The following is a 26,142-nucleotide window of genomic DNA, read 5'->3' as shown; positions in this document are numbered from 1 at the left end:
GGCCCTTCGCCGTTTTTGCACTGAGGATATGAGCATGGGTGATCCACTCGACAAAGCGACTTCCAAGGCACCTGCGACGTTGGGGGAGGGCTGTTTGAGCCGTTATGACCCGGATGACATGGGGCCTGAGGATGGCACCGAGTTTCCGGGGGCGGCGCAGTTGTGGGAAGAGTTGAATCCGGATGCTGATGCTGATGCTGATGCTGATGCTGATCCTGTGGGAGCGAGCCTGCTCGCGAAGGCGGTGAGTCAGCCAACCTAGATGGCGACTGACACTCCTTCTTCGCGAGCAGGCTCGCTCCCACAGGGGAATGTTGTTGGACATACCCATGGCCGCCATCACCCAGCAATGGATAGGCACACAATCTACGCCCGCCTGACCCGCATCAACTTCTTCAATAGCGGTCGCCCCAGCATCAACAAAAACACTGGCCCTCCGACCACCAGATAAAAGTAATAAGTCACCGCCCGCCAAATCAGAATCGCCGCCGCCGCCGTGGATTTCCCCACCATGGGCGTCAGCAGCGCTGCCGACGTCAGCTCTGCCGCACCGGCTCCTCCCGGCAACAAACTGAACTGCCCCGCACTCAACGAGAGCATCTGAATCAAAAAACTCCAGGCCCATTGCAAATCGGCACCGAGCCCAAGCAAGGCCAGGTACAGCACGCTATACCGCAGCAGCCAATGCACACAGGTCAGCGCAAACACTTTGATCAATGTCTGAAAGGGTAACTTCAGCGTGTCAGTGAACGCCGCCAGAAAGTGCAGGAGTTTTCGCGCCCAACGCAGACGCGTCGTGCTTTTGACGTTCAGGCGAGCCAGCAGGCGCCCGCTCAGCCGAATCAGCAGTCGGTGATATCTCGCGACCACTACACAACTGAGTAACCCGCCAAACATCGAAATGGCGCTGACAATCAGCAACCATTCCATGCGTTCACTGAGGTGCTGGAACAGTGCATAAATCAAAATCCCGCTGAGCGCGCAGAGAAAGAACAGCAGGTCGCTCAGTTGATCCATGGCAAACACCGCGCTGCCCCGCGCCGGCCGCACGCCGTTACGTGCGAGCAGCGCCATGATCGTCAGCGGTCCGCCGCTGCCACCGGGCGTGGCGCAGTAGGCGAACTCGGCGGCCATTACCACGCCAAGGCTTCTGACCGGGCTGACCTTATCGCACTGATCGCCCAGCAACAGGCGCAAGCGCATCGTGTTCACCACCCAGCACAGCAGGATCATGCCGAACATGATCATCAGCCAGCTCACAGGAAAGCTTTGCAGCCGCGACCACGTCTGGTTACCGCCGAGCAACAACGGAATCAGCACCGCCGCGAGCAGTGCGACCAACAGCAGGATCCCGCGGCTCATGCGGCGCGACCGACACGGTCGTTTTGCAGCGCCAGCCAGCGCGCCTTCGTCAGGGGCACACGGCCCTCGTCCAGCAAGCGTTTGAGAGTTTGCAGCCAATAATTGCGCGAAAAGCCGTGACGCATGTCTACCGGGTGCAAGCCCAGACGAATCACCGGTGCCCGACGCCAGCGTTGTTCGCGTTGATCGCTGAGCAGTTTCGACACGCCGCGACGCCAGGCACTGCGTGCACTCCAGACCAGCCCCGGCGCTTCAATCGGAGTGAAATCAGGCAGACGATACAGGTGCTGCGAATCACTGGTGTAGCTCAGGGGCAACTGGCGCAGCGCCTGGCGCGTCCCTTCGCTCATCAACCAGGCCGGGGCGACAAACCCCTCCAGCGGCCAATGGTAACGGTGGAAGACTTCGATGCCGGCGCGCAGGCGAGCGAGGGCCGCTGCTTGGGACAGGCTGTAAAATTCGCCTTCGTGGGTGTAGATGCGGCGCATGAACCAGTCTCGTGGCGTGTGGGGTGGCGGGCTTTCATCGCAATGAAAGTAGCCGTGCAACGCCAGTTCGTCACCCCGGGCGACCCGGCCGGTGAGCAGGCGTCGAAATCCGGGGTGCGCCTCCAGATCGTTTTGCCGGTGAAAATCCGGCACCACCAGCCAGGTCATCGGCACGTCACCCAAGGCGTCGACGGCTTCGACAAAGGGTTGATAATCGGCCCAGGTGTGCGGCGCGACGTCGTGAAGGACGAGTAAAAGGCTGGGCGCGCTCATGGATTCAACCATTGGCAATCAGTGGCCAGTGGCTGCCGAGGACGGCGTGATAGTGGCCGAGCAGGCTATTGACTACCGTGTCCCAGGAATAATGCCGTTCGACATGACGACGCGCCTGTTGGCCCGCAACGACGCTGCCCGTAGCGAACAGCTCCCGAACCGCGTTGGCCATTGCTTTCGAATCGTTCGGCGCACACAGCAGGCCGCAGGGCTCGGTGACGATTTCCTGAAAGGCCCCGGCCGCCACGGCCACCACCGGAATACCGCAGGCCATCGCTTCGAGGATCACCAGGCCGAAGGTTTCCTGATCGCCGGCATGCAGCAGCGCATCGGCGCTGGCCATCAGTCGTGCCACTTGCGCCGCCGGGCAGAACTCGTTGATCACGGTGACATTGTCCGGCACCACGCTCGGCATGGACGAACCCACCAGCAGCAAGTGATAGCCGCGACCCAGACGTTTCATGCAGGCGAGCAGCACCGGCAGGTTTTTTTCCTTGGAGCCGCGTCCAGCGAAAATCAGCAGGTGGGTGTTTTCATCGAGGCCCAATTGCGCCCGCAGGTGCGGGTCCCGCGCATCGGGATGGAAGGTGTGCAGATCGACGCCCAGTGGCTGTACGAACACATTCTTGACGCCCAGGCTCATCAGCTTGTCGGCCATGATCCGGCTCGGCGCCAGCACCCGGTCGAAGTTGCCGTAGAGTTTGCTGACATAGGCTTCGACGTTGGTGGTCACCCAATTGCCCATGCGATTGCTGACCAGCAGCGGCAAATCCGAATGATAAAACCCGATCACCGGGACATCGAGCTGGCGCCGGGCATCGAGGGCGGCCCAGGCGGTGAGGTAAGGGTCGCCGACTTCGATCAGATCGGGCTGTAAATCGTGCAGGACATTTCGCCAGGGCGCGAGACGGAGAGGGAAACGATAGCCCTTGCCGAAGGGCAGGGCCGGGGCCGGAACCGTGTAAATGCCATCCCGTTCACTCAGGTGCGAGCCAGGAATCAACAGACTGTGGCGAATGCCTGGCTTGATGCCCAGGCGACGGTGTTTTGCATCCAGATAAGTGCGCACGCCACCGCTGGCAGGGGCGTAGAACATGGTTATGTCAGCGATATGCACGATGAACATCCCTCCGGACCGTTAGGCTCCTTTGGTTGACCTTTATGAAGGATAGATGTTCGGTTGGGGTTTGGTTGTGGTGTGCTAGTGCGTTGTGTGGTGGTCGGGCGGGCCCCTTCGCGGGCAAGCCCGCTCCCACAAGGATCTCAGTCGTACACATGATTTGTGTTCACAGAAGATCCCTGTGGGAGCGGGCTTGCCCGCGAAGGGGCCCGCAAGAGCGATTTAAATCCTGAAACTACCCACCAATTGCTTCAATCGCGCCGCCTGCTGCTCCAGGTCCGAACACGCGCGCAACGTCGATTGCAGGTTTTCCACGCCTTCCTGATTCAGGGTATTGATCTCGGTAATGTCGACATTGATCGACTCGACCACCGCCGTCTGCTCCTCGGTCGCCGTCGCCACCGACTGATTCATCCCGTCAATTTCGCCGATGCGCCGGGTCACGCTGTCAAGGCGCTCGCCCGCCAGGTTGGCGATGTCGACGCTGTCGCGACTGTGACGCTGGCTGTCGCTCATGGCGCTGACGGATTCGCGGGCGCCGATTTGCAGCTCTTCAATCATGGTTTGCACCTGCTGCGCCGATTCCTGCGTGCGGTGCGCCAGGTTGCGCACCTCATCGGCGACTACGGCAAAACCACGCCCGGCCTCACCCGCCCGCGCGGCCTCGATGGCGGCGTTGAGCGCCAGCAGGTTGGTTTGCTGGGAGATGCTGGTGATCACCTCGAGTATCTGCCCGATGTTCACGGTTTTGCTGTTCAGCGATTCAATATGGCTGCTCGACGCGCTGAGCATGCTCGACAATTGGTTCATCGCACCGATGCTGCGATCCACTACTTGCTGGCCGTCTTCGGCGAGGCTGCGGGCATCGCTGGCCTGACTCGACGCTTGCGCGGCGTTGCGGGCGATTTCCTGGGCGGCGGCGCCGAGTTGATTGATCGCGGCGGCCACGCTGCTGGTGCGCGAGGCTTGCTGGTCGGAGTTGAACATCGACGAGTTGGAAGCGGCAACTACCCGCAGGGCCACTTCGTTGACCTGGCCGGTGGCCGAGGACACTTCCCGGATCGAACCGTGGATGCGCTCCACGAACCGGTTGAACGCCGTCCCCAGCGCGCCGAATTCGTCTTGGTTCTCAATGGTCAGGCGTTTGGTCAGGTCGCCCTCACCGTCGGCGATATCGACCATGGCGCGGGTCATGACGTGCAGCGGCTGGATCAGGAGGCGGATCAACAGGCCGAGCAGGGCGAGGATGATCGCAACCGCGATGACGGTTGCAACGACCGCCGAGGTGCGGAATTCGCTGAGCATCGAGAAGGCTTTGCCTTTATCCACCGACAGACCGATGTACCAGTTGACCGAAGACAGCCCCTTGATGGGCGTGAAGGTGACGATGCGGGTTTGGCCATCGACTTCGATTTCGCTGAAGTCGCTGCTGATGCGCGGCGTGTCTTTCGGGTAGGCCTCGGCCAGTGATTTCATCGCCAGCTTTTGGTCCGGGTGCACCAGGATTTTGCCGTCGGCGCTGACCAGAAAGGCATGACCCATGCCGTCGAAGTCCAGCGCGTTCAGGGTGTCGGTGATCATTTGCAGGCTCAGATCACCGCCGACTGCGCCGATGTTTTGACCGTCCATGAACACACTCTGGACGATGGAAACCACCAGTTTGCCGGTGGCCACATCAATGTAGGGTTCGGTCAGTACCGAGCCGCTGGTGCTTTGGGCGCTCTTGTACCAATCCCGGACGCGAGGATCGAAGCCCGCGGGCATCTTGCTGTCGGGGCGGATGATAAAGGTGCCATCGCTGCTGCCCAGGAACATGGCCACGAAGGCCGCGGCCAGCGCCTTCTGTTCGAGCAGCAGGGTGATGTTGCCGGTGTCGGCGTTCAGCGCGATGTTTTGTGCGAGGTTTTCGATCAGCAGGCTGCGACCGTTCAGCCAGGTCTGGATATTGTTGGCGGTCACTCTGCCCATTTCTTGCAGATAGTTGTCCAGGTCATTGCGGATCGCATGACGTTGCTTATAGTCGTTGTACAACGTGAAGGCGGCGAAGGCGAGGGTGACGATGAGGGCGGCGGCAAGCAGGATTTTATGGCTAAAGCGCATATTTTTATTCATGGCTTGGGTTTCCGATAAGGTTCGGATGCCCACGGCGTGCTTTTATACAGGCATGCACCACGGGCAAGGTTGAGATCAAGCTGATAATTCCGTCCTCGCCCTAGCGGATTATCAACGCAGTCAGTCCTCGATATCGGCCGTAATCGATCAAAGTTTAACCATAGGTGGCAAAATGCACGATTCATCGCAACTCGTTATCGGTGCCGACCTCCCAGGGCAGCCTGTTGCTCAGGCCATGCGCCTGGCTAACCGTCACGGTCTGGTCGCGGGGGCCACGGGCACCGGCAAAACCGTGACGTTGCAACGGTTGGCCGAAGCGTTCAGCGACGCCGGGGTGGCCGTGTTTGCGGCGGATATCAAAGGCGACCTGTGCGGCCTCGGCGCTGCCGGCAACCCTCAAGGCAAGATCGCCGAGCGGATCGCCGGCATGCCTTGGCTGAATCACACGCCCCAGGCGTATCCGGTCACCCTGTGGGACATTCACGGCCAGTCCGGTCATCCTTTGCGCACGACATTGAGTGAAATGGGCCCGTTGCTGATCGGCGCGCTGCTGGAACTGACCGACAGTCAGCAATCAGCGCTGTATGCCGCGTTCAAGGTGGCGGATCGCGAAGGGTTGTTGCTACTCGATTTGAAAGACCTGAAGGCGCTGCTCAATCACCTGCGTGACCATCCCGAATTGCTCGGTGACGACGCCGCGCTGATGACCACCGGTTCCAGTCAGGCCCTGTTGCGCCGATTGGCGACCCTGGAACAGCAAGGCGCCGAAGCGCTGTTTGGCGAGCCGGCGCTGCAACTCGAAGACATTCTGCAGCCGACCGCCGACGGTCGCGGGCGCATTCACTTGCTCGATGCCAGTCGACTGGTGCACGAAGCGCCGAAGGTCTATGCGACATTCCTGTTGTGGTTGCTCGCCGAATTGTTCGAGCAACTGCCGGAGCGCGGCGATGCCGACAAGCCATTGCTGGCGCTGTTTTTCGATGAAGCCCATTTGTTGTTTGCCGATACGCCCAAGGCATTGCAGGAGCGACTGGAGCAAGTGGTGAGGTTGATTCGCTCGAAAGGCGTGGGCGTGTATTTCGTCACCCAATCGCCGGGCGACTTGCCGGACGACGTTTTGGCTCAGCTCGGTCTGCGCATTCAGCATGGCTTGCGGGCATTCACCGCCAAGGAACAGAAATCCCTGCGGGCCGTCGCCGAGGGTTTTCGGCCGAACCCGGCGTTCGATGCCTTGTCGGTGTTGACTGAGCTGGGGATCGGCGAGGCGCTGGTCGGCACGTTACAGGACAAGGGCACGCCGGCGATGGTCCAGCGCGTGCTGGTGGCGCCGCCGCAATCGCGGATCGGGCCATTGACCGACACCGAACGCACCCTGCTGATTGCCGGTTCGCCGTTCAAGGGGCGGTATGACAAACCGGTTGATCGTGAGTCGGCCTATGAAGTGTTAATGGGGCGCAAGGGGCTGGCACCGGAAGCAGAAGCCGTGCCGGGCAAAGCTGCACCTGAGGAACCGAGCTTCACCGACAAGGCCGGGGAATTTCTCGGCACGGCGGCGGGGCAGGCGCTGAAATCGGCCATGCGACAGGCGGCGAATAATCTGGGCCGCCAGTTGGTGCGCGGGTTGATGGGCTCGCTGCTCGGCGGCAGCAAACGCCGATAAATGCAAAAGATCGCAGCCTGCGGCAGCTCCTACATTGAGTGAACCCTGTAGGAGCTGCCGAAGGCTGCGATCTTTTGAACTTGCCTAGTCCTTGGGCTTGGCGTGCGCCGCCAATCGTTCCAGCGCTGCCCGAAGGTTGGGATCACTGATCCCGTCCGCCGTCGCCTGAATCGTCGCGCCGGCATCCGTCGACAAACTGATGGTATGTCCGACCGCCCCTTGCTGGACGGTCGGCGGCTGCACCTTGAACAGAATCCGCGTCAGGCTGGCGAATTCGTCAAACATCTGTAACTGCCGTTGCAGGCGTTTCTGTTGATAGCGCAGGCGAGTCGCCCAATGACCGTCGGTGACAATCAGCAACAAACTGCCTTCGCGCCACGACGCCACATGGCAATGTTCGCGCGCGGCGGGCTGCAATTGGCTTTCCACCAGACGTTGTAAATGACCCAGGCGTTGAGCGTGGCCAAAAATGGCTTTCAGCGGTTTGGCTTCGCGAAGCAGAACGGCGGGTGCTCTGGCCGTAAGAGGGCGAAATGCCATGATCAGACACCTGAAGTAACAGAGGCGCCATGGTAGCAGAAAGCGCCGGATGCGCCCGACCCATTGCTTTGCGAGCGCTTTACCCATTAAATCAATAAGTAACTTCTGCCGTGGATGGCTTGAAGTTCAGTAAAAAGCCCTTATTTTAAGTGAGCCCCGTCACAGCGCTGTGCCAGCATCGTGGAATAACGCCACTTTCCTCACCACCGTTTCCGGGTAGAATGCTCGTTCGCATGCGGCCATGAGGGCTGCACGGGCGACTCACGGGGCCGCCCTCCATCCCTTTAGTGTGGAAGATCCTGCCGATATGTTTGCGCCTTTGTTAAAGAAACTTTTTGGAAGCAAGAACGAGCGTGAAGTCAAACGCATGCTCAAGACGGTGCAATTCGTCAATGCCTTCGAAGAGCAAATGGTGGCCCTTTCGGACGATCAATTGCGTGCCAAGACGGATGAGTTCAAGGCCCGCATCGCCAAAGGGGAAACCCTTGACAAGCTGCTGCCAGAAGCCTTTGCGGTTGCCCGCGAAGCCGGCAAGCGCGTCATGGGTATGCGCCACTTCGACGTCCAGCTGATCGGCGGCATGACCTTGCATGAAGGCATGATCGCGGAAATGCGTACCGGTGAAGGCAAGACCCTGGTGGCCACACTGGGCGTTTACCTCAACGCGCTATCCGGCAAGGGCGTGCACGTTGTAACGGTGAACGACTACCTGGCCCGCCGTGACGCCAACTGGATGCGTCCGCTCTACGAATTCCTCGGCATGACGGTCGGCGTAGTGACGCCTTTCCAGCCGCCGGAAGAGAAACGCCTGGCCTACGCCGCCGACATTACCTACGGCACCAACAACGAATTCGGTTTCGACTACCTGCGCGACAACATGGCGTTCAGCATGGAAGAAAAATTCCAGCGCGAACTCAATTTTGCCGTGATCGACGAAGTCGACTCGATCCTCATCGACGAAGCCCGTACCCCGCTGATCATTTCCGGTCAGGCCGAGGACAGTTCCAAGCTGTACATCGAGATCAACAAGCTGATCCCGCAGCTGGAGTTGCACGTCGAAGAAGTGGAAGGCGAAGTCACCAAGGCCGGCCATTACACCGTTGACGAGAAGACCCGCCAGGTCGAGCTCAACGAAGCCGGTCACCAGTTCATCGAAGAAATGCTCACCCGCGTCGGCCTGCTGGCTGAAGGCGAGAGCCTGTACTCGGCGCACAACCTCGGCCTGCTGACCCACGTTTATGCCGGCCTGCGCGCGCACAAGCTGTTCAACCGCAACGTTGAATACATCGTGCAGGACGGTCAGGTTGTCCTGGTCGACGAACACACCGGTCGTACCATGCCGGGTCGACGTCTGTCCGAAGGCCTGCACCAGGCCATCGAAGCCAAGGAAAACCTCAACATCCAGGCCGAGAGCCAGACGCTGGCGTCGACCACGTTCCAGAACTACTTCCGTCTGTACAACAAGCTGTCCGGCATGACCGGTACCGCAGACACCGAAGCGTTCGAGTTCCACCAGATCTACGGCCTGCAGGTCATGGTGATTCCACCGAACAAGCCGCTGGCGCGTAAAGACTACAACGACCTGGTGTTCCTGACCGCCGAAGAGAAGTACGCGGCGATCATCACCGACATCAAGGAATGCATGACCCAGGGCCGTCCGGTGCTGGTGGGTACTGCCACCATCGAAACGTCCGAGCACATGTCGGCGCTGCTGGTGAAAGAGGGCATCGAACACAAGGTTCTGAACGCCAAGTTCCACGAGAAAGAAGCCGAGATCATTGCCCAGGCCGGTCGTCCGGGCGCACTCACCATCGCCACCAACATGGCCGGTCGTGGTACCGACATTCTGTTGGGCGGCAACTGGGAAGTGGAAGTCGCGTCGCTGGAGGATCCAACGCCGGAACAGATCGCCCAGATCAAGGCCGACTGGCAAAAACGCCACCAGCAAGTGCTGGAGTCGGGCGGCTTGCAGGTGATCGCGTCCGAGCGTCACGAATCGCGCCGTATCGATAACCAGTTGCGTGGTCGTGCCGGCCGTCAGGGTGACGCCGGTTCCAGCCGTTTCTACCTGTCGCTGGAAGACAGCCTGATGCGCATTTTCGCCTCTGACCGGGTGAAGAACTTCATGAAAGCGCTGGGCATGCAGTCCGGCGAAGCGATCGAGCACCGCATGGTGACCAACGCGATCGAGAAGGCTCAGCGCAAGGTTGAAGGCCGCAACTTCGACATCCGCAAGCAACTGCTCGAGTTCGACGACGTCAACAACGAACAGCGTAAAGTGATCTATCACATGCGTAACACGTTGCTGGCCGCCGACAACATCGGTGAAACCATCGCCGACTTCCGTCAGGACGTGCTCAACGCCACCATCAGTGCGCACATTCCACCGCAATCGCTGCCGGAGCAGTGGGACGTGGCCGGCCTGGAAGCGACGTTGCAGAGCGACTTCGGTGTGGCATTGCCGATCCAGCAGTGGCTCGACGAAGACGATCATCTGTATGAAGAAACCCTGCGCGAGAAACTGATGCAGGAACTGATTGCCGCGTACAACGAGAAAGAAGATCAGGCGGGCGCCGAAGCGCTGCGCTCCTTCGAGAAGCAAATCGTTCTGCGTGTGCTGGACGACCTGTGGAAAGATCACCTGTCGACCATGGATCACCTGCGTCACGGCATCCACTTGCGTGGCTATGCCCAGAAGAACCCGAAGCAAGAGTACAAGCGCGAGTCGTTCGCGCTGTTCTCCGAGCTGCTGGATTCGATCAAACGCGATTCGATCCGTGTGTTGTCCCACGTTCAGGTTCGTCGCGAAGACCCGATCGAAGAAGAGCAGCGCCTGCGTCAGGAAGCCGAGGCACTGGCGGCGCGCATGCAGTTCCAGCACGACGAAGCGCCGGGTCTTGAGCAACCGGAGTTGCTCGGTGAAGAGGTTGATGTAGCCCTCGCCACCGCGCCGGTGCGCAACGAACAGAAGCTGGGCCGTAACGAATTGTGCTACTGCGGTTCGGGCAAGAAATTCAAGCATTGCCACGGGCAGATCCAGTAAACCCCGTTTCATACGCTGAAATACCCGCGCCGCGACCGGCATCAGCCGTCGCGGCGTTTTGCCATTTACACCACCGTTGTTCCTGAAAGCGGTGCAGACATCATTTATTGAGGAGCGCATTCATGGCTGTTGGTCTTGGTCCTTTGCCAACGTTGCACCCGGTTGCCGGTTTTGAACTCGGTATCGCCTCGGCGGGCATCAAGCGCCCGGGGCGCAAGGATGTCGTGGTCATGCGCTGCGCCGAAGGTTCGACCGTGGCCGGCGTGTTCACCCTGAACGCTTTTTGCGCCGCTCCGGTGATCCTCGCCAAGCAACGTGTACAAGGGCCGGTACGTTACCTGCTGACCAATACCGGCAACGCCAACGCCGGCACTGGCGAGCCAGGCCTGGCCGCTGCCGAGCGCACGTGCGCGAAACTGGCTGAACTGACCGGCGTCGATGCCAGCCTGGTGCTGCCGTACTCCACCGGTGTGATCGGCGAGCCATTGCCGGTCGAGAAGATCGAAGGCGCGTTGCAAGCGGCGCTCGACGATCTGTCGGTGAACAATTGGGAAGCCGCCGCCACCGGCATCATGACCACCGACACCCTGCCAAAAGGTGCCAGCCGCCAGTTCCAGCATGACGGCGTGACCATCACCGTCACCGGCATCAGCAAAGGCGCGGGCATGATTCGCCCGAACATGGCGACGATGCTCGGCTACATCGCCACCGACGCCAAAGTCTCCCGCGAGGTGTTGCAAAACCTGATGCTGGACGGCGCCAACAAGTCGTTCAACCGCATCACCATCGACGGCGACACCTCGACCAACGACTGCTGCATGCTGATTGCTACCGGTCAGGCGGCACTGCCGGAAATCACCACCGCCACCGGTGAATTGTTCGCCAAGCTCAAGCAGGCGGTGTTCGAGGTGTGCATGGACGTCGCCCAGGCGATCGTTCGCGATGGCGAAGGCGCGACCAAGTTCGTGACGGTTGAAGTCAATGGCGGCGGCAATCACCAGGAATGCCTGGACGTCGGTTACACCGTGGCGCACTCGCCGCTGATCAAAACCGCGCTGTTCGCGTCCGACCCGAACTGGGGCCGTATCCTCGCCGCTGTCGGCCGTGCCGGCGTGCCGAACCTGGACGTGAGCAAGATCGACGTGTTCCTCGGCGACGTGTGCATCGCCAGCCGTGGCGCTCGCGCTTCGACTTACACCGAAGCGCAGGGCGCAGCGGTGATGCAGCAGGAAGAAATCACCATTCGCATCGAACTGGGTCGCGGCGATTGCAGCGAAACCATCTGGACCACCGACCTGTCCCACGAATACGTCAAGATCAACGCCGAGTACCGTACGTAAGACCGTGTTGACCCCATCGCGGGCAAGCCCGCTCCCACAGTGACCGAGTCAGCCATACAATTGATGGCCGACACAAATTCTGTGGGAGCGGGCTTGCCCGCGATGACGGCCGACCAGACACCAAAGCTTCTGGCCTGTCCCCCTAATCAAAGGTCCCGAACATGAGCCTTCACCTGATCATCGGCGACAAACTGTATTCCTCCTGGTCCCTGCGCGGCGCATTGGCCCTCGAGCTGGCTGGCGCTTCTTACACCGAAGAATTGATCAAACTCAACCAGCCCGACACCCGCGAACAGCTGCTCAAGCATTCGCCGACCGCCAAAGTTCCGCTGCTGAAAACCGAACACGGCACCATCGCCGATTCCCTGGCGATTGCCGAGTACCTGGCCGAGCAATTCCCCGAAGCCGGTCTCTGGCCCGAAGACGTTGCCGCGCGCGCCCAGGCGCGTTCGGCGTGCGCGCAGATGCACGCCGGATTCTTCGCCATGCGCGGCAACATGCCGTTCGACCTGAGCCGCGACGCACCGTTGTCGCCGGTCCCGGCGGACGTCCAGGCAGACATCGAGCGCATGCTGGCGTTGTGGGCCGAGTGTCGCGCCGCTTCGACTGAAACCGGCCCGTACCTGTTTGGCCGAGCGACCCTGGCCGATGCGTTCTTCGCGCCGATTGCCGTGCGTTTGCGCACCTACCAGGTGAAATTGCCGGCGGCAGCCGAAGCCTATGTTGAAACGATCTACCAATGGCCTGCCTTCAAGGCGTGGCAGAAAGCAGGTCTGGAGGAGGTCGGGCAGTGAAGCGAGTACACGTAGCCGCCGCCGTCATCCGCGATAGCAGCGGCAAGATTCTGATCGCCCGCCGTGCCGACACTCAGCATCAGGGCGGTCTGTGGGAGTTTCCGGGTGGCAAGGTCGAGGCTGACGAATCCGTCGAGACTGCGCTGGCCCGCGAGCTTCATGAAGAGTTGGGGATTGTGGTCAACGCGGCCCGGCCGCTGATCAAGGTTCGCCATGACTACCCGGACAAGCAAGTGTTGCTGGATGTCTGGGAGGTCTCGCAGTTTACCGGCGAACCCCACGGTGCCGAAGGGCAGCCGTTGGAGTGGGTGGCGCCGCGTGACCTGTTGAATTATGAGTTTCCGGCGGCCAACCAGCCGATTGTCGCGGCGGCGCGCTTGCCGGCGCAGTACCTGATTACCCCCGAAGATCTGGAAACCCCGGCCCTGCTGCGCGGGATTCAGAAAGCGATCGCGGGCGGGATCAAGCTGATTCAGCTGCGGGCGCCTAATGGCTACGATCCGAAGTACCGCGATCTGGCGGTAGATGCCGCGGGACTGTGTGCCGGCAAGGCGCAATTGATGATCAAGGGGCCGTTCGAATGGCTCGGCGATTTCCCGTCGGCGGGCTGGCACATCACCTCGGCGCAGTTGCGCAAGTACGCGGCTGCCGGGCGACCGTTGCCCGCGTCGCGCTGGTTGGCGGCGTCCTGCCACAACGCCGAAGAACTGGCGCTGGCGGAGCAGATGGGGGTGGACTTTGTGACCTTGTCACCGGTACAGCCGACCTTGACGCATCCGCAGGCTCAACCGTTGGGTTGGGAACAGGCTTCGGTGTTGATCGAGGGCTTTAGCAAGCCGGTGTTTTTGCTGGGTGGCGTTGGGCCGACACAGGTTGATAAAGCTTGGGCAGCAGGCGCCCAAGGTGTGGCGGGGATTCGGGCGTTCTGGCCTGAGGCTTGATGCTGCGGTGAGTTTGCTGGCCTCATCGCGAGCAGGCTCGCTCCCACAGTGATCGGGGTTGTACACAAAAAATGTGAGCACTACTGAACCTGTGGGAGCGAGCCGGCTCCGGGCGGCGTTCCGACGATGGCGTTCTTAAAAGCGCCAACTAAACCTCAGGCTTCACCACCGGCTGCCACAAAATCTCCGCAATCCCCTGCCGCTTCGCAATCACCCGCGCCACCACAAACAACACATCCGACAGCCGATTGATGTACGCCAGGCCAACCCCGGCCAACGGCTCAACCGCATTCAACTGCTGACACCGGCGCTCGGCACTGCGCGCCAGGCTGCGGCACACATGGGCCTGGGCAATCAGCGCAGACCCGCCCGGCAGAATGAAATTTTCCAGGGGGCCCAGCTCTTCATTCCACCGATCAATCGCCGCTTCCAGGCGCTCGATCTCCGCCGCGTTCAGCGCCTGATACACAGGCATCGCCAGCTCTCCGCCCAGATCGAACAGTCGATGCTGACACGGCGCCAATACTTCAATCACTTCTTTCAACCCTGCAAACGTAGCGCTTTCAGCCTCCAGCCCGGCCAGCAACACACCGACCTGACTGTTCAGCGTATCGACTTCGCCGATGGCCTCGATCCGCGGATGGTCTTTGGGCACGCGGCGGCCGTCACCCAGGCCGGTTTCGCCGGTGTCGCCGGTTCGGGTGTAAATCTTCGACAAGCGAAAGCCCATGGTTACCTCGATAGCTGATTGAGTTCTTGAGAGACAAGCGGGGTGCTCGCCAACGGCAGGCGCAAGGTGAAGCACGTGCCCTGGCCCAGGGTCGACTGCACTTCCATCTGTCCCTTGTGGTTGTTGGTGATGATGAAATACGAGACCGACAGGCCAAGACCGGTGCCCTGACCAATTTCCTTGGTGGTAAAGAACGGCTCGAACGTGCGTTTGCGCACGCTCTCGCTCATGCCGATGCCGTTGTCCTCGACCTGGATTTCCGCCCACGGCGGATTCAGCTTCGTGCGCAGGATGATCCGCCCCGGCTCGCGGTCGTCTTCGCGCTGGTGAATAGCTTGTGCGGCGTTTTTCAGCAAATTGAGCAGCACTTGCTCGAGTTCGTTGGCAGTGCCGGGCACCGGGCCGAGCGCGGGATCGAATTGGCGAATAATGGCCTGGCCCTTGAAGTCGAAACCGATCGCCAGATCAAAGTCATTGCCGGCGATTTCCACTGCCTGATCGATCAAGGCCGGCAAGTCGCACGGCGCCATTTGCCGGGTGCTGCGGCGGCTGAAGCTGAGCATGTGCGTGACGATTTTCGCCGCCCGCGCGCCGGCCTGTTGAATACCGTCGAGCAATTGCGGCACTTCACGTGCTTTCAGGTACTGGTTGACCGTTTCCAGCTCAATGCCGACCTGTTCGGCCTGTTCGAGGTTTTTTGGCAGATCGGGGGAGAGTCGTCGGCGGATGTTTTGCACGTTGTGCAGGATTGCGCCCAGCGGGTTGTTGATCTCGTGGGCCATGCCGGCGGCGAGGCCACCGACTGAAAGCATTTTTTCCGACTGCACCATCATTTCTTCCAGCGACAGGCGCTGGGTAATGTCGTCGATGCGGATGACCACGCCCCGGCCGGCGCCGCCCATCAGCGGGTAAAAGGTCAGGGCGTAATGCTTGGGTTCGTCGTCCTTGAACCAGGTCACACGCTCGATTTTCGCGACGGTGTGCTGCTCGACGGTTTGCTTGAGTTGCGGCAAAAATGGCTTCAGCGGCTCGAAGGCGAGGAAGATCGGCTGGTTCAATGCTTCGTCCAGGCGCGTGCCGGACAGGGCGCTGGCCTCCTGATTCCATTGCGTCACATAGAGTTGCTCGTCGAGGGCAATCAGCGCCGACGGCATGGAGTCAATGATGCTGTTGAGGTAGTTCTGGAACCCGGTGAGTTTCTTCTCGATCTTGCTGCGCACCTGAACTTCGAGTTCGAGTTTGCGGTTGGTGTGGCGGGTTTCCTCGGCCAGGCCCTGGGCCTGATCGTAAGCAGCCTGGGAATCGTCCCGCGCCCGTTTCAGTTGCTGCTCCCGCGCTTCGATACGCGAGAGCATGGTGTTGAACGCTTCGGCGAGACTGCCGATTTCGTCATGGTTGCCGCGAGAGGCGCGCAGGGCGTAGTTCTCTTCGCGGGTCACTTGCCGCGACAATTCTTCCAGTTGGTGGATCGGCCGGGTGATCAGGCGTTTGATCTGCCGGGCGATCACCAGCCACAACAGAACACTGAAGATCAGAATCCCGAGGCTGGCCGTCAGGGTCCCGGTGTAGAAGGCCATCGGCAGTTCGCTGCTGGCGACCAGGAGCAAGTGGCCGGGCGCGGTGCCGGGGCGGGGCAGGGTGATCAGTTGATTGCTGCGAAACTCGCTCGCTTGCCAGGATTCGATGTGCCGGTAACGCTCCGGCAGGGACAGTTTATCGCCGTGTTGCAACTGTGCCAGGCGTTCGCCCTTGCCGTCATACAGCGCCGCAGCGCGCAGCGGTGAATAACTGTTGAGTTCATTGAGCAGGCGTTCGGCGCTTTGCGGTGACTGCAGCGCTTCGGCCACCAGGCTGGGGTTGGACACCAGTCGGCCGATGGTCTGCAAGGCCTGGGGGGCCATGCTTTCCTGGGAAATGTAATACGCGGCGCTGATAAACGTCAGGTTGGCGACCAGCAGAACGGTGGTCAACAGCACCAGCAGGGCGGCCAGCAGTTTCTGGCCGACCGGCAGGTTTTCAAGGCGTTCACGCAATGGCATCAGGGTTATCGCTGAAAAGGAACCAGTGGCCAGCGTAGCCGCTGCTCAGTCGCTGGGCAATCCAAGGCTGTGCAGATGGCGGATCAGCCGTTGTTCCAGCTGATTGAGGTGCGGCAGGTTCAACTGGTGGCGCGAGGCGACTTTGCAGACGTAGCCCAGCAGATAACTGATTTCGGTGCGGCGCCGGCTGGCAACGTCCTGATACATCGAAGAGTAATTGGCGGCAGTGGCGTGGATCACCCGCTCGACTTCCTGCTGCAGATCCTCGGCTGCAGCCGGCTGGCCGCAGCGCTCGAGCAACTCGGCCAGTTCGCCGCACAGGGTGGCGACGGCGCAATGATGATCCTGTAACCCGCCGTTACGGCAATCATGCAGCACCGTCAGCGGGTTGATTGCACAGTTGAGCGCCAGTTTTCGCCACAACCGGGTCAGAATGTCGGTACTCCACTCGTGGGGAATCCCGGCGGCGCTCAGGTCATCCAGCCAGATCGGTGCGACCGGATGACCGGCGTCCCCCAGCCAGGTGTAACCGTGACCGGCAAACACCACGCGCCAGTCACCTTCGCGAAACGCGCCCTCGGTGCTCGATGCATAAATGCAGCGCGCCTGTGGCACCTGCGCGGCGACGGCGTCCTGACTGCCCAGCCCGTTCTGCAACAGAATCAATTCGGCACCGGGTGCCAGGCGCGGCGCCAGTCTGGCCACAGCTTGCTCGGCGTCGTAGGCTTTGCAGGCGACCAACAGGCGGTTGATCGGCTCTATGCTGTCGGCTGTTTCGCCGGGGACGTTCCAGGTTGTCGCCGCGCCGTGCTCCACCAGCGTCAGGCCGCCGGCGTTTTGATAGGCCTGCAGGCGCATTTCATCGCGCAGGATCAGCCTGACGGGCATCCCGGCCCGTGACAGACGGGTCGCCCACAAGGTGCCGAGGCTGCCGGCGCCCAGAACATGCCAGGGAGTGGACATCAGCTTTTTGCTCTGTTTGAGGCGCGCATCGGAGGCTCGCAGTGAATGATGGGAAAGACCCGTTATAATCAGCGCGGATTTTAACCGCAAGCCAGGCGTGCTCCATCGTGATCGAGCGCGCCCTTTATTGGAGAGATTACATGCCGTCGTTCGACGTGGTATCCGAACTGGACAAACACGAAGTCACCAACGCGGTCGAGAACGCCGTCAAGGAACTCGATCGTCGTTATGACCTGAAAGGCAAGGGCACCTTCGAGTTCAAGGAAAAGGACCTGACCGTCAACCTGACCGCTGAAGCCGATTTCCAGCTTGAAGCGATGATTGAGATCCTCAAGCTGGCGCTGGTCAAGCGCAAGATCGATGTGCAGTGCCTTGAAGTCAAGGACGCCTATGCATCGGGCAAGCTGATGAAGCAGGAAGCTGTGCTCAAGGAAGGCATCGACAAAGAGCTGGCGAAGAAAATCGTCGCTCACGTCAAGGACGCCAAACTCAAGGTGCAGGCCTCTATTCAGGGTGAACAAGTGCGTATCACCGGCAAGAAGCGTGACGACTTGCAGGAAGCCATTGCTGCTTTGCGCGCCAAGACGTTTGACATGCCGCTGCAGTTCAACAACTTCCGCGACTGATTTTTCAGGAGAATCTCGATGGACTTGAATGCTGAAGTGGACAATCTGGTCAAGGCGTCCCAAGCCTGGATCCCGATGATGATGGAGTACGGCAGCCGCGTGTTGCTGGCGATCATCACACTGGCCATCGGCTGGTGGCTGATCAACAAAGTGACACAAAAACTGGGCGGCCTGCTCGCGCTGCGTAACGCCGACCTGGCGCTGCAAGGCTTTATCAGCAGTCTGGCGAACATCATTCTCAAGGTGTTACTGATCGTCAGCGTCGCGTCGATGATCGGTGTGGAAACCACGTCGTTCGTCGCCGCCATCGGTGCGGCCGGTCTGGCCATCGGTCTGGCCTTGCAGGGCAGCCTGGCGAACTTCGCCGGTGGGGTGCTGATTCTGTTGTTCCGTCCGTTCCGCATCGGTGACTGGATCGAAGCCCAGGGGGTTGCCGGAACCGTCGACAGCATTCAGATCTTCCACACCGTGCTGCGTACAGGCGACAACAAAACCATCATCGTGCCAAACGGTAACTTGTCCAACGGCATCATCACCAACACTAATCGTCAGCCGACCCGCAAGGTGGTGTTTGATGTCGGTGTTGATTACGAAGCGGACTTGCAGAAAGCCCGTGAAGTGTTGCTGGACCTGGCCAAGGACGAACGCATATTGGCTGAGCCGGCTCCGCAGGCGGTAATTTCCACCCTGGGCGACAGTTCGATTACTGTTTCCCTGCGGGTGTGGGTCAAAACGGCGGATTATTGGGATGTAATGTTCATGTTCAATGAACAATCCCGTGACCGGTTGAAAACGGCCGGTATCGATATCCCGTTTCCACAGCGAGTGATTCGAGTGGTTCAGGAATCTGCGGTGCAGTAAGCAATAAACCGGCAACAAAAAAAGGCCCATCCGAAGATGGGCCTTTTTGTTTGTTACCGCAAACTAACTGGATGCGATTACAAAACCGACAGCGGGTAGTCGACGATGAAACGGAACTCTTTCACGTCGCCTTCACCTTCGTCAGCGTTAGCGAAGTGCCATGCTTGACGAATACGGAAGGACAGGTCTTTTGCCGGGCCAGACTGAACAACGTACTTGGCCTCGAAGTTGGTTTCGTTGTGCTTGCCATCGGAACCGTACAGCGGATCACCGTCGTCATTGCGGTATTGGCTGTTGGCAGCCAGACCGGTGCCATCGATGTCCCAACCTTTAACGTAACGGGTCATGAAGCTCAGACCAGGAACGCCATACTCAGCCATTTTCAGATCGTAACGGATCTGGGCCGACTTCTCGTTCGGGGCGTTGAAGTCAGAGTACTGGATGGAGTTGGCGAGGAAGATCGAGTCGCCGCCACGGTTGTTCTTGCCCACGCCGATGTAGTCGAACGGGGTGTCACCGTTAACCTTCTGGAAGGCGACGGTAACGGTGTGCGCTTTCAGGAACGAGAAAGCGGCAGCCAGGGAGAACGTGGTGTTGCTGATGTCACCGGCTTTGGCATCGCCAGTGTCTTTGGTGTTGTAGATGTTACCGTCCAGGTTCAACGACTGATCGCCACCCATTGGAATGGTGTAGTTCAGGTTGGCGTAGTACTGGTTCCAGACGTCTTCCAGCTTGGCGCCGTAGAGCGATGCGCTCAGATTGTCGGTGATGCCGTATTTGCCGCCGAAGTAGTCGATGGAGTTGGCTTCTACACCAGCGTAGGTTGCATACAGGCCGCCGTCGCGAGCGTTGCGGTCCTGGCTGGTTGCCGAGTAGAAGTGACCGGCTTCGAGGTCAAGGTCTTTGACTTCGCTGCTCTGCAGTTGGAAACCGCTGGCAGTTTGAGGAAGGATACGGGAACCGCCAACAGCGAACACTGGAGCAGTGCTTGGCTGCATGTCGCCGACTTTCAGCTCGGTTTTGGAGATGCGGAATTTAGCCGCTGCACCTGCTTTGCCCTGGCTGTCATTGACGTCGCCATCGCCATCACGGCTCATGTTGCCAGTGCCGCCAGTACCGTCGCCACCGTCCAGTTTGATGGCGAGGTAACCGAATGCATCAACGCCAACGCCTACAGTGCCCTGAGTGTAACCGGAGCTGAAATTGCCCCACAGACCTTGGGTCCAGTCTTTCTGGTCGTTGCCGCCATCTTTGTTGTCACGGTTGAAGTAGTAGTTGCGAACCAGCAAGTTCAGCGAGCTGTCTTCAACAAAACCTTTGGCTTCAGCCTGGTCACTTACGAAAGGTGCGGCCGTAGCCACTTGAGTACCGGCGGCTGCTGCAACTGCCAGTGCGATCATGCTCCACTTCATCACGCGCATCGTGATTTGCTCCTTTGGTTTTTAGAAGAGTACTGCCGTCCCACCTGTTTTATTATCTGGGCGGCTCTTTCTTTTTGTGTCGGCGCAAACTTATATCACGCCGACCATGTTGGCGATACTTGCGCTTCTAACCTTTCAGCTTCTTTACGACCCTGTCGCAAACAGCTGGGTAGATGTCGCAAATTTACAGCCCCAATTCAATCGGAATGACAACTTCAGCGCTGTATTTCCTGGGCTTGAGCATCGGTAAAGAGTGTCCTTGGTGAAACGTCTGAATCTCCATCGGGCAATCCTGCCGCTATTTTTATAGCCTTCGAAGCTTCCGCTTCCCGCGGACGCTTTGAAGGCGATGTGAGTGTGAATGCAACAAGCGTGCACAAATCAGCTTTTCGCTGTTTTTTTTTCTGAACGCCTGCCTGATACCGTAAAAACCTCATAAAACCGGGGGTTACAAGCACCTTTTGATGGGGCTTGACGCCATGGTTTGCATCGTGTTGAACCTTCCTGGTCGACTGCGCGACAACCGAAAACGTTACCGGTTCACCCCTCCAGTGAGTAGTTGGCGGATGCCCGACGCACTGAGCGTAGACGCACTGTGCGGTTTTGGTGCAAAAAATTTTAAACGCTGTACTGATTTCATACAGCGTGCCTGCTCGGCGGATGCGTCTCGAATGCTGTCCGACGATCATTTCAGCAGTTCGGCGATGATCACTGGTTCTGTAATGGTGCGGCCTTGTGGAAAATGTCACATGTCAGGGCGCGTATTTTTTTCCCGGCATGCTCGGCAAGGTGGTTCGCCGTGAAGCGGGGGGCTTTCGCAGGTATGCTGCCGTCCTGTCGCTTGGTGCGCCGTCCCTCGGGATGGGCGCTAAGCTGAAATTGTTCACCTGACGGGAGTGCGCGCAGTGTTCGCTTTAGATCCACGACTTCAACAAGACACCCTGCCAATCGGGGATTTCCCGCTGTGCCGGCTGCTGTTGTCCAATGACTCGAGCTACCCCTGGTTCATCCTGGTGCCACGCCGCGAAGATATCAGCGAGATATTTCAGTTGGGTGTCGCCGATCAGCAGCAGCTGTGGCAGGAAACCACTGCGCTGGCAGAGCTGCTCAAAGACTCGTTCGACGCGGACAAGCTGAATGTCGCGGCTCTGGGCAACGTGGTCAGTCAGTTGCATATGCACGTCATTGTGCGCAAACGCGCGGACGCCGCCTGGCCAGCTCCCGTGTGGGGCAAGCATCCCGCTGCGCCTTACAGTGCGGAGCAGGTTTCGGCGATTCGCGAGCGGTTGCGCCTGGTATTAACTGAAGACTTCACGTTTCTGGAGGGTTGAGTCATGAGCCTGGAAGCACGCGTTACCGACCTGGAGAGCCAGCTGGCGTTTCAGGATGACACCATTCAGGCCCTGAGCGACGTGCTGGCGACGCAGCAGCGTGCAGTCGAGCGCCTGCAATTGCAGATGGCCGCGTTACTCAAGCGCCAGGAAGAGATGGCCGGGCAGTTCGAAACGTTTGAAGAAGAAGCACCGCCGCCGCACTACTAAATGCACGGACGTAAAAAAACCGCGAGCAGCCAGGCTGTTCGCGGTTTTTTTTAGCCTTGGATCAGCGTCGCGGCAGTGCGGCGATCACATCTTCGGCTTGCAGGCCTTTGTCACGATTCATCACAGAGAACTCCACGCGCTGGCCTTCCACCAGGACGCGATGGCCTTCGCCACGAATGGCCCGGAAATGCACGAAAATATCATCGCCGGAGTCACGGGAAATAAACCCGAAGCCTTTGGACGTGTTGAACCACTTCACAGTGCCGGTATCGCGGTTGCTCATGTCGTAGCTTGGCGAGGCGGTGGCCGGTGACGATTTGTAGAAGCTGATGGCCAGGTGCAGAAGAACGGCAATCAGCGCAGCCACCAGGCTGAACAGAACGGCAGGTTGACCGGCGATGACAGGCATCGGCGCGAGCAGCGTCAGGGTTTGCAATACGACGGTCAGCACCAGCAGGGCACTGACCAGGTTTTGCAGTTGATGACGCGGACCTTTGTTCCAGTAAGGGATGACAGGAGCGAGGGTAAGGTTGAGCAGGCCGAAAAAGGCCAGGTACAGAGCATCGGGTTGTTGCAGGTAAGGAACAGCTTCGGATCGCAGGCTAGGGATGAAGGACAGCAGCAAAGCTGCTGCGCCCATTAGCAGGTGGACGATTTTCAACATTTTGATTAACTCACGTTAAGACGGATCACAAGGAAGAGCTGATCGGGCACGGTTCGCTTCAGAACAATAAGAGGCGTTGGGCACGCACCCGGAATCAGCCTATGCGCAGCGCCCGGAAAAATAGGCGTTGGCGACACACTGTCTATTTAACAGCAAAGCTGGCGGCTACTCAAATCAGGGAGTCCAGCGGTGCACCGGGGGCGATTTGTCGCAGGATTCAGGTGCAATCCGGGCTGCGGTGCGGCGACAGGCTTGCTAGAGTGGTCCTGCACCTGTCGGATGAAATTCATCACCTTTAGGGGAAAAGCATGGCAATCGATATCGGTATCAGTGAAGAAGACCGCAAGTCCATCGTCGACGGACTTTCGCGTCTGCTGTCGGACACTTATGTACTTTATTTGAAAACCCATAACTTCCACTGGAACGTCACCGGTCCCATGTTTCGGACCCTGCACCTGATGTTCGAGGAGCAATACAACGAGCTGGCCCTGGCGGTCGATTCGATTGCCGAGCGAATTCGTGCGCTCGGATTTCCCGCGCCTGGCGCTTATTCGATTTATGCGAAGCTCTCTTCTATCAAGGAAGAATCGGGTGTGCCCAGTGCGGAGGACATGATCAAGCAACTTGTCGAAGGCCAAGAGGCCGTTACGCGTACAGCGCGCGGAATCTTTCCTCTACTCGACAAAGTCAGCGACGAGCCGACCGCTGACCTGTTGACCCAGCGCATGCAGGTTCACGAAAAAACCGCGTGGATGCTGCGCTCCTTGCTCGACCAGTAACGCCTGCAGTGCGCGGATGAGCCGTTTTCGGCGTTATTCGCGCACTGTTGTTCAGCCGCCTGCCGTCGAATGATTCTGTACCGGGCTGCGTAGGAAAATTTCCCGACTAGGACGGTCTCCACGATCTGCCTCAAGTTGTTGGCTTATCCTACGTTGATGGTCATAAAGTCATCTGGATATAACTTTGCGCCTGCGCTTTTATAAGGCCCGACCTGGCTCTTGTAAGAATCGGGGATGACAAAGGAGTGTCAACGGTATGGTTTATGAAGACAGGCGCAACGAAGGGAGAGGTCGATTCAAGGATGTAAGGACCCATCCGTTTGTCAGTGAGTTCGATATGGGGCTGGCCCAGCCATTATCCCGGTCAGTACGTTTGAACGGCTTTGCTACTTGTTTGCGGCTTGAGCAGGTGTATTGGGATATTTTGGCGGAAATGGCCAGGGTCAACTGTTGCTCGGTCAGCGCGTTGTTGTCCCACGTGGATCGCGAAGTGCATTTGCGCCACGGCGGGGTGAAAAACTTCAGCGGGCTGGTCCGGGTTGTCTGCGTTGTGCACAGTCTAAAGGAAGGGAATTGCGTGGCCATGGCCTAGCCGTGGTGACGGAACGCGTCGAGTGTCGGTCTGTGCAGTCTTACGGCTGCACAGGCTGCATTTAATGGATATAATCCCGCTCTTTGCCGCAAAACCCAGTGTATGCGGTAGCAATCTGATCGCCGAGACAACCCCATGCCGATGTACGACTATCAATGTGCTTCCTGTGGTCATCAGTTGGAAGCCATTCAAAAGATCAGCGCTGCACCGCTGGTCGACTGCCCTGCCTGCCAGGCGCCAGAGCTGAAAAAGATGCTGTCCATGCCGGGCTTCCGCCTTAGCGGCACCGGTTGGTACGAAACCGATTTCAAGACCGGTTCCAAGAAGAATCTGGCCGGCGGCGATAAAGCCGACTAGGGTCTGGAACCTGTTGAACGACACGTGCGAGCTCTTGCATCATCCGGCACTGGATGTGCGCAAGGCCTCCAACCGAATTTCGAATTACGAGAAGTGAAACCACGACCATGATGCGCAGCCATTATTGCGGCCAACTGAACGAAAGCCTGGAAGGCCAGGAAATTACCCTTTGCGGATGGGTTCACCGTCGCCGTGACCACGGTGGGGTGATTTTCCTCGATATCCGTGATCGTGACGGTCTGGCCCAGGTGGTGTTCGACCCGGACCGCGCCGAGAGCTTCGCCGCCGCCGATCGCGTGCGCAGCGAGTACGTCGTCAAGATCACCGGCAAGGTCCGTCTGCGTCCGGCCGGTGCCACCAACGCCAACATGGCGTCGGGCATGATCGAAGTGCTGGGCTACGAGCTGGAAGTGCTGAACGAATCGGAAACCCCGCCGTTCCCGCTCAACGAGTTCTCCGACGTTGGCGAGGAAACCCGCCTGCGCTATCGCTTCCTCGACCTGCGTCGCCCGGAAATGCTCGAGAAGCTGCGCCTGCGTTCGCGCATGACCACCAGCATCCGCCGCTACCTGGACGAGAACGGCTTCCTCGACGTCGAGACGCCGATCCTGACCCGCGCCACCCCTGAAGGTGCTCGCGACTATCTGGTGCCGAGCCGTACTCATGCCGGTTCGTTCTTCGCTCTGCCGCAATCGCCGCAGCTGTTCAAGCAACTGTTGATGGTTGCCGGTTTCGACCGTTACTACCAGATCGCCAAGTGCTTTCGCGATGAAGACCTGCGTGCCGACCGTCAGCCTGAATTTACCCAGATCGACATCGAAACCAGCTTCCTCGATGAAAAAGACATCATGGGCCTCACCGAAGGCATGATCCGCAACCTGTTCAAGGAAGTGCTGGATCTGGAGTTCGGCGAATTCCCGCACATGACCTTTGAAGAGGCCATGCGCCGTTACGGTTCCGACAAGCCGGACCTGCGTAACCCGCTGGAACTGGTTGACGTTGCCGACCAACTGAAAGAAGTCGACTTCAAAGTCTTCAGTGGTCCTGCCAACGATCCGAAATGCCGCATCGCCGCTTTGCGCGTTCCGGGCGCAGCGAGCATGCCGCGCAAGCAAATCGACGACTACACCAAGTTCGTCGGCATCTACGGTGCCAAGGGCCTGGCGTACATCAAGGTCAACGAGCGCGCGAAAGGCGTCGAAGGGCTGCAATCGCCGATTGTCAAAAATATCCCTGAAGCCAACCTCAATGTGATCCTCGATCGTGTTGGCGCAGTTGATGGCGACATCGTGTTCTTCGGCGCCGACAAGGCCAAGATCGTCAGCGAAGCACTGGGCGCACTGCGGATCAAGGTTGGCAACGACCTGGACCTGCTGACCTGCAAGTGGGCGCCGATGTGGGTCGTCGACTTCCCGATGTTCGAAGAAAACGACGACGGCAGCTTCAGTGCCTTGCACCACCCATTCACCGCGCCGAAATGCACCCCGGAAGAGCTGGAAGCCAACCCGGCGACCGCGCTGTCCCGTGCCTACGACATGGTGCTCAACGGTACCGAACTGGGTGGCGGTTCGATCCGTATCCACCGCAAGGAAATGCAGCAGACGGTGTTCCGCCTGCTGGGTATCGACGAAGCCGAACAGGAAGAGAAATTCGGCTTCCTGCTTGACGCCCTGAAATACGGCGCACCGCCGCACGGTGGTCTGGCTTTCGGTCTGGACCGTCTGGTAATGCTGATGACCGGCGCCCAGTCGATCCGTGAAGTGATTGCATTCCCGAAAACCCAGAGCGCGGCTGACGTCATGACTCAGGCACCGGGTGCCGTCGATGCCAAGGCATTGCGCGAACTGCACATTCGTCTGCGCGAAACGCCGAAGGCCGAGTAAGGCTGATCGCAAA

Annotated in this window: 24 protein-coding genes and 1 pseudogene; 14 read left to right on the top strand and 11 right to left on the bottom strand. The window is 59.4% G+C overall.

The features are described 5' to 3' along the window. Positions 1-34 precede the first annotated feature (34 nt). A complete protein-coding gene (locus F8N62_RS04110) occupies positions 35-262 on the top strand; it encodes a hypothetical protein (RefSeq protein ID WP_150709754.1) in 228 nt (75 codons plus the stop codon). A gap of 104 nt (positions 263-366) precedes the next feature. On the opposite strand, the gene F8N62_RS04105 is transcribed toward F8N62_RS04110, so the two are convergent. From F8N62_RS04105 to F8N62_RS32270, 5 genes and pseudogenes are all read right to left on the bottom strand, one after another. Next, positions 367-1,362 carry a lysylphosphatidylglycerol synthase transmembrane domain-containing protein gene (locus tag F8N62_RS04105; RefSeq protein WP_150709753.1) on the bottom strand — a complete coding sequence of 332 codons (996 nt, stop codon included), beginning with the start codon at positions 1,360-1,362 and terminating at the stop codon, positions 367-369. Next, the gene (locus F8N62_RS04100; protein WP_150709752.1) at positions 1,359-2,135 is read right to left on the bottom strand and encodes a DUF2334 domain-containing protein; all 777 of its coding nucleotides are present in this window, start codon (positions 2,133-2,135) and stop codon (positions 1,359-1,361) included. Before F8N62_RS04100 ends, F8N62_RS04105 begins: the two co-directional genes overlap by 4 nt. Further along, positions 2,128-3,249, bottom strand: a complete 1,122-nt coding sequence (locus F8N62_RS04095; RefSeq protein ID WP_150709751.1) for a glycosyltransferase family 4 protein — start codon at positions 3,247-3,249, stop codon at positions 2,128-2,130. Before F8N62_RS04095 ends, F8N62_RS04100 begins: the two co-directional genes overlap by 8 nt. 216 nt (positions 3,250-3,465) lie before the next feature. Then, complete coding sequence (locus F8N62_RS32275) at positions 3,466-4,230, bottom strand: methyl-accepting chemotaxis protein (RefSeq protein WP_412071964.1); 765 nt, start codon at positions 4,228-4,230, stop codon at positions 3,466-3,468. 93 nt (positions 4,231-4,323) lie between these two features. Continuing rightward, a pseudogene (locus F8N62_RS32270) lies at positions 4,324-5,343 on the bottom strand (cache domain-containing protein); the annotation flags it as partial. Positions 5,344-5,527: 184 nt separating this feature from the next. On the opposite strand from F8N62_RS32270, the gene F8N62_RS04085 reads away from it, so the two are divergent. Further along, positions 5,528-7,015 (top strand): helicase HerA-like domain-containing protein, encoded by a 1,488-nt coding sequence (locus F8N62_RS04085; protein ID WP_150709749.1) that lies wholly within the window; start codon positions 5,528-5,530, stop codon positions 7,013-7,015. Positions 7,016-7,099: 84 nt separating this feature from the next. Here the strand turns inward: F8N62_RS04085 and F8N62_RS04080 are convergent, their stop codons facing one another. After that, complete coding sequence (locus tag F8N62_RS04080) at positions 7,100-7,555, bottom strand: DUF721 domain-containing protein (RefSeq protein WP_150709748.1); 456 nt, start codon at positions 7,553-7,555, stop codon at positions 7,100-7,102. 307 nt (positions 7,556-7,862) lie between these two features. Here F8N62_RS04080 and secA point away from each other — a divergent pair, with 307 nt between their 5' ends. The 4 genes from secA (at position 7,863) to F8N62_RS04060 (ending at position 13,673) form a co-directional block, all read left to right on the top strand. Continuing rightward, the gene (gene secA / locus F8N62_RS04075) at positions 7,863-10,598 is read left to right on the top strand and encodes a preprotein translocase subunit SecA (protein WP_150709747.1); all 2,736 of its coding nucleotides are present in this window, start codon (positions 7,863-7,865) and stop codon (positions 10,596-10,598) included. Positions 10,599-10,720: 122 nt separating this feature from the next. Then, positions 10,721-11,938 (top strand): bifunctional glutamate N-acetyltransferase/amino-acid acetyltransferase ArgJ, encoded by a 1,218-nt coding sequence (gene argJ / locus F8N62_RS04070; RefSeq protein WP_150709746.1) that lies wholly within the window; start codon positions 10,721-10,723, stop codon positions 11,936-11,938. 161 nt (positions 11,939-12,099) lie between these two features. Continuing rightward, complete coding sequence (locus tag F8N62_RS04065) at positions 12,100-12,732, top strand: glutathione S-transferase family protein (RefSeq protein ID WP_150709745.1); 633 nt, start codon at positions 12,100-12,102, stop codon at positions 12,730-12,732. After that, positions 12,729-13,673, top strand: coding sequence for a Nudix family hydrolase (locus F8N62_RS04060; RefSeq protein ID WP_150709744.1), 945 nt, complete (start codon positions 12,729-12,731; stop codon positions 13,671-13,673). The genes F8N62_RS04065 and F8N62_RS04060 overlap by 4 nt, the downstream gene beginning before the upstream one ends. 148 nt (positions 13,674-13,821) lie before the next feature. Here F8N62_RS04060 and F8N62_RS04055 read toward each other — a convergent pair whose 3' ends face one another. The 3 genes from F8N62_RS04055 to F8N62_RS04045 are packed head-to-tail and all read right to left on the bottom strand — an operon-like array spanning position 13,822 to position 17,405. Next, a complete protein-coding gene (locus F8N62_RS04055; RefSeq protein ID WP_150709743.1) occupies positions 13,822-14,403 on the bottom strand; it encodes a cob(I)yrinic acid a,c-diamide adenosyltransferase in 582 nt (193 codons plus the stop codon). Positions 14,404-14,405: 2 nt separating this feature from the next. After that, entirely contained in the window at positions 14,406-16,442 is a 2,037-nt protein-coding gene (locus tag F8N62_RS04050; RefSeq protein WP_150709742.1) for a sensor histidine kinase, read from the bottom strand. Between the two features lie 45 nt (positions 16,443-16,487). Then, the gene (locus F8N62_RS04045) at positions 16,488-17,405 is read right to left on the bottom strand and encodes a putative 2-dehydropantoate 2-reductase (protein ID WP_150709741.1); all 918 of its coding nucleotides are present in this window, start codon (positions 17,403-17,405) and stop codon (positions 16,488-16,490) included. Positions 17,406-17,545: 140 nt separating this feature from the next. On the opposite strand from F8N62_RS04045, the gene F8N62_RS04040 reads away from it, so the two are divergent. Next, a complete protein-coding gene (locus tag F8N62_RS04040) occupies positions 17,546-18,031 on the top strand; it encodes a YajQ family cyclic di-GMP-binding protein (protein ID WP_028621905.1) in 486 nt (161 codons plus the stop codon). An 18-nt stretch (positions 18,032-18,049) separates the two neighbouring features. Then, positions 18,050-18,892, top strand: coding sequence for a mechanosensitive ion channel family protein (locus tag F8N62_RS04035; protein WP_150709740.1), 843 nt, complete (start codon positions 18,050-18,052; stop codon positions 18,890-18,892). A gap of 77 nt (positions 18,893-18,969) precedes the next feature. Here the strand turns inward: F8N62_RS04035 and F8N62_RS04030 are convergent, their stop codons facing one another. Beyond that, complete coding sequence (locus F8N62_RS04030; protein ID WP_150709739.1) at positions 18,970-20,313, bottom strand: OprD family porin; 1,344 nt, start codon at positions 20,311-20,313, stop codon at positions 18,970-18,972. A gap of 905 nt (positions 20,314-21,218) precedes the next feature. On the opposite strand from F8N62_RS04030, the gene F8N62_RS04025 reads away from it, so the two are divergent. After that, positions 21,219-21,644 carry an HIT domain-containing protein gene (locus F8N62_RS04025; protein WP_150709738.1) on the top strand — a complete coding sequence of 142 codons (426 nt, stop codon included), beginning with the start codon at positions 21,219-21,221 and terminating at the stop codon, positions 21,642-21,644. A gap of 3 nt (positions 21,645-21,647) precedes the next feature. Then, the gene (locus tag F8N62_RS04020; RefSeq protein WP_008147392.1) at positions 21,648-21,854 is read left to right on the top strand and encodes a SlyX family protein; all 207 of its coding nucleotides are present in this window, start codon (positions 21,648-21,650) and stop codon (positions 21,852-21,854) included. A 61-nt stretch (positions 21,855-21,915) separates the two neighbouring features. Here F8N62_RS04020 and F8N62_RS32110 read toward each other — a convergent pair whose 3' ends face one another. Further along, positions 21,916-22,518: a cold-shock protein gene (locus tag F8N62_RS32110; RefSeq protein WP_017340476.1), complete on the bottom strand. Its 603-nt coding sequence runs from the start codon at positions 22,516-22,518 to the stop codon at positions 21,916-21,918. Between the two features lie 308 nt (positions 22,519-22,826). Between F8N62_RS32110 and F8N62_RS04010 the strand changes: the two genes are divergently transcribed. From F8N62_RS04010 to aspS, 4 genes are all read left to right on the top strand, one after another. Beyond that, a complete protein-coding gene (locus F8N62_RS04010; RefSeq protein WP_150709737.1) occupies positions 22,827-23,297 on the top strand; it encodes a Dps family protein in 471 nt (156 codons plus the stop codon). A 256-nt stretch (positions 23,298-23,553) separates the two neighbouring features. Then, positions 23,554-23,889 carry a ribbon-helix-helix domain-containing protein gene (locus tag F8N62_RS04005; protein WP_150709736.1) on the top strand — a complete coding sequence of 112 codons (336 nt, stop codon included), beginning with the start codon at positions 23,554-23,556 and terminating at the stop codon, positions 23,887-23,889. Positions 23,890-24,024: 135 nt separating this feature from the next. Continuing rightward, positions 24,025-24,246 (top strand): FmdB family zinc ribbon protein, encoded by a 222-nt coding sequence (locus F8N62_RS04000; protein WP_010457489.1) that lies wholly within the window; start codon positions 24,025-24,027, stop codon positions 24,244-24,246. A gap of 107 nt (positions 24,247-24,353) precedes the next feature. Then, on the top strand, positions 24,354-26,129 hold the full coding sequence (gene aspS, locus F8N62_RS03995) for an aspartate--tRNA ligase (RefSeq protein WP_150709735.1): 1,776 nt from the start codon (positions 24,354-24,356) through the stop codon (positions 26,127-26,129). Positions 26,130-26,142 lie beyond the last annotated feature (13 nt).

Origin of the sequence: Pseudomonas fluorescens, from assembly GCF_902497785.1 — a bacterium.
Classification (GTDB): Bacteria; Pseudomonadota; Gammaproteobacteria; order Pseudomonadales; family Pseudomonadaceae; genus Aquipseudomonas; species Aquipseudomonas fluorescens_BO.
The sequence above is the reverse complement of the archived record's forward strand: the minus strand, read 5'-3'. Positions and strand labels throughout refer to the sequence as shown.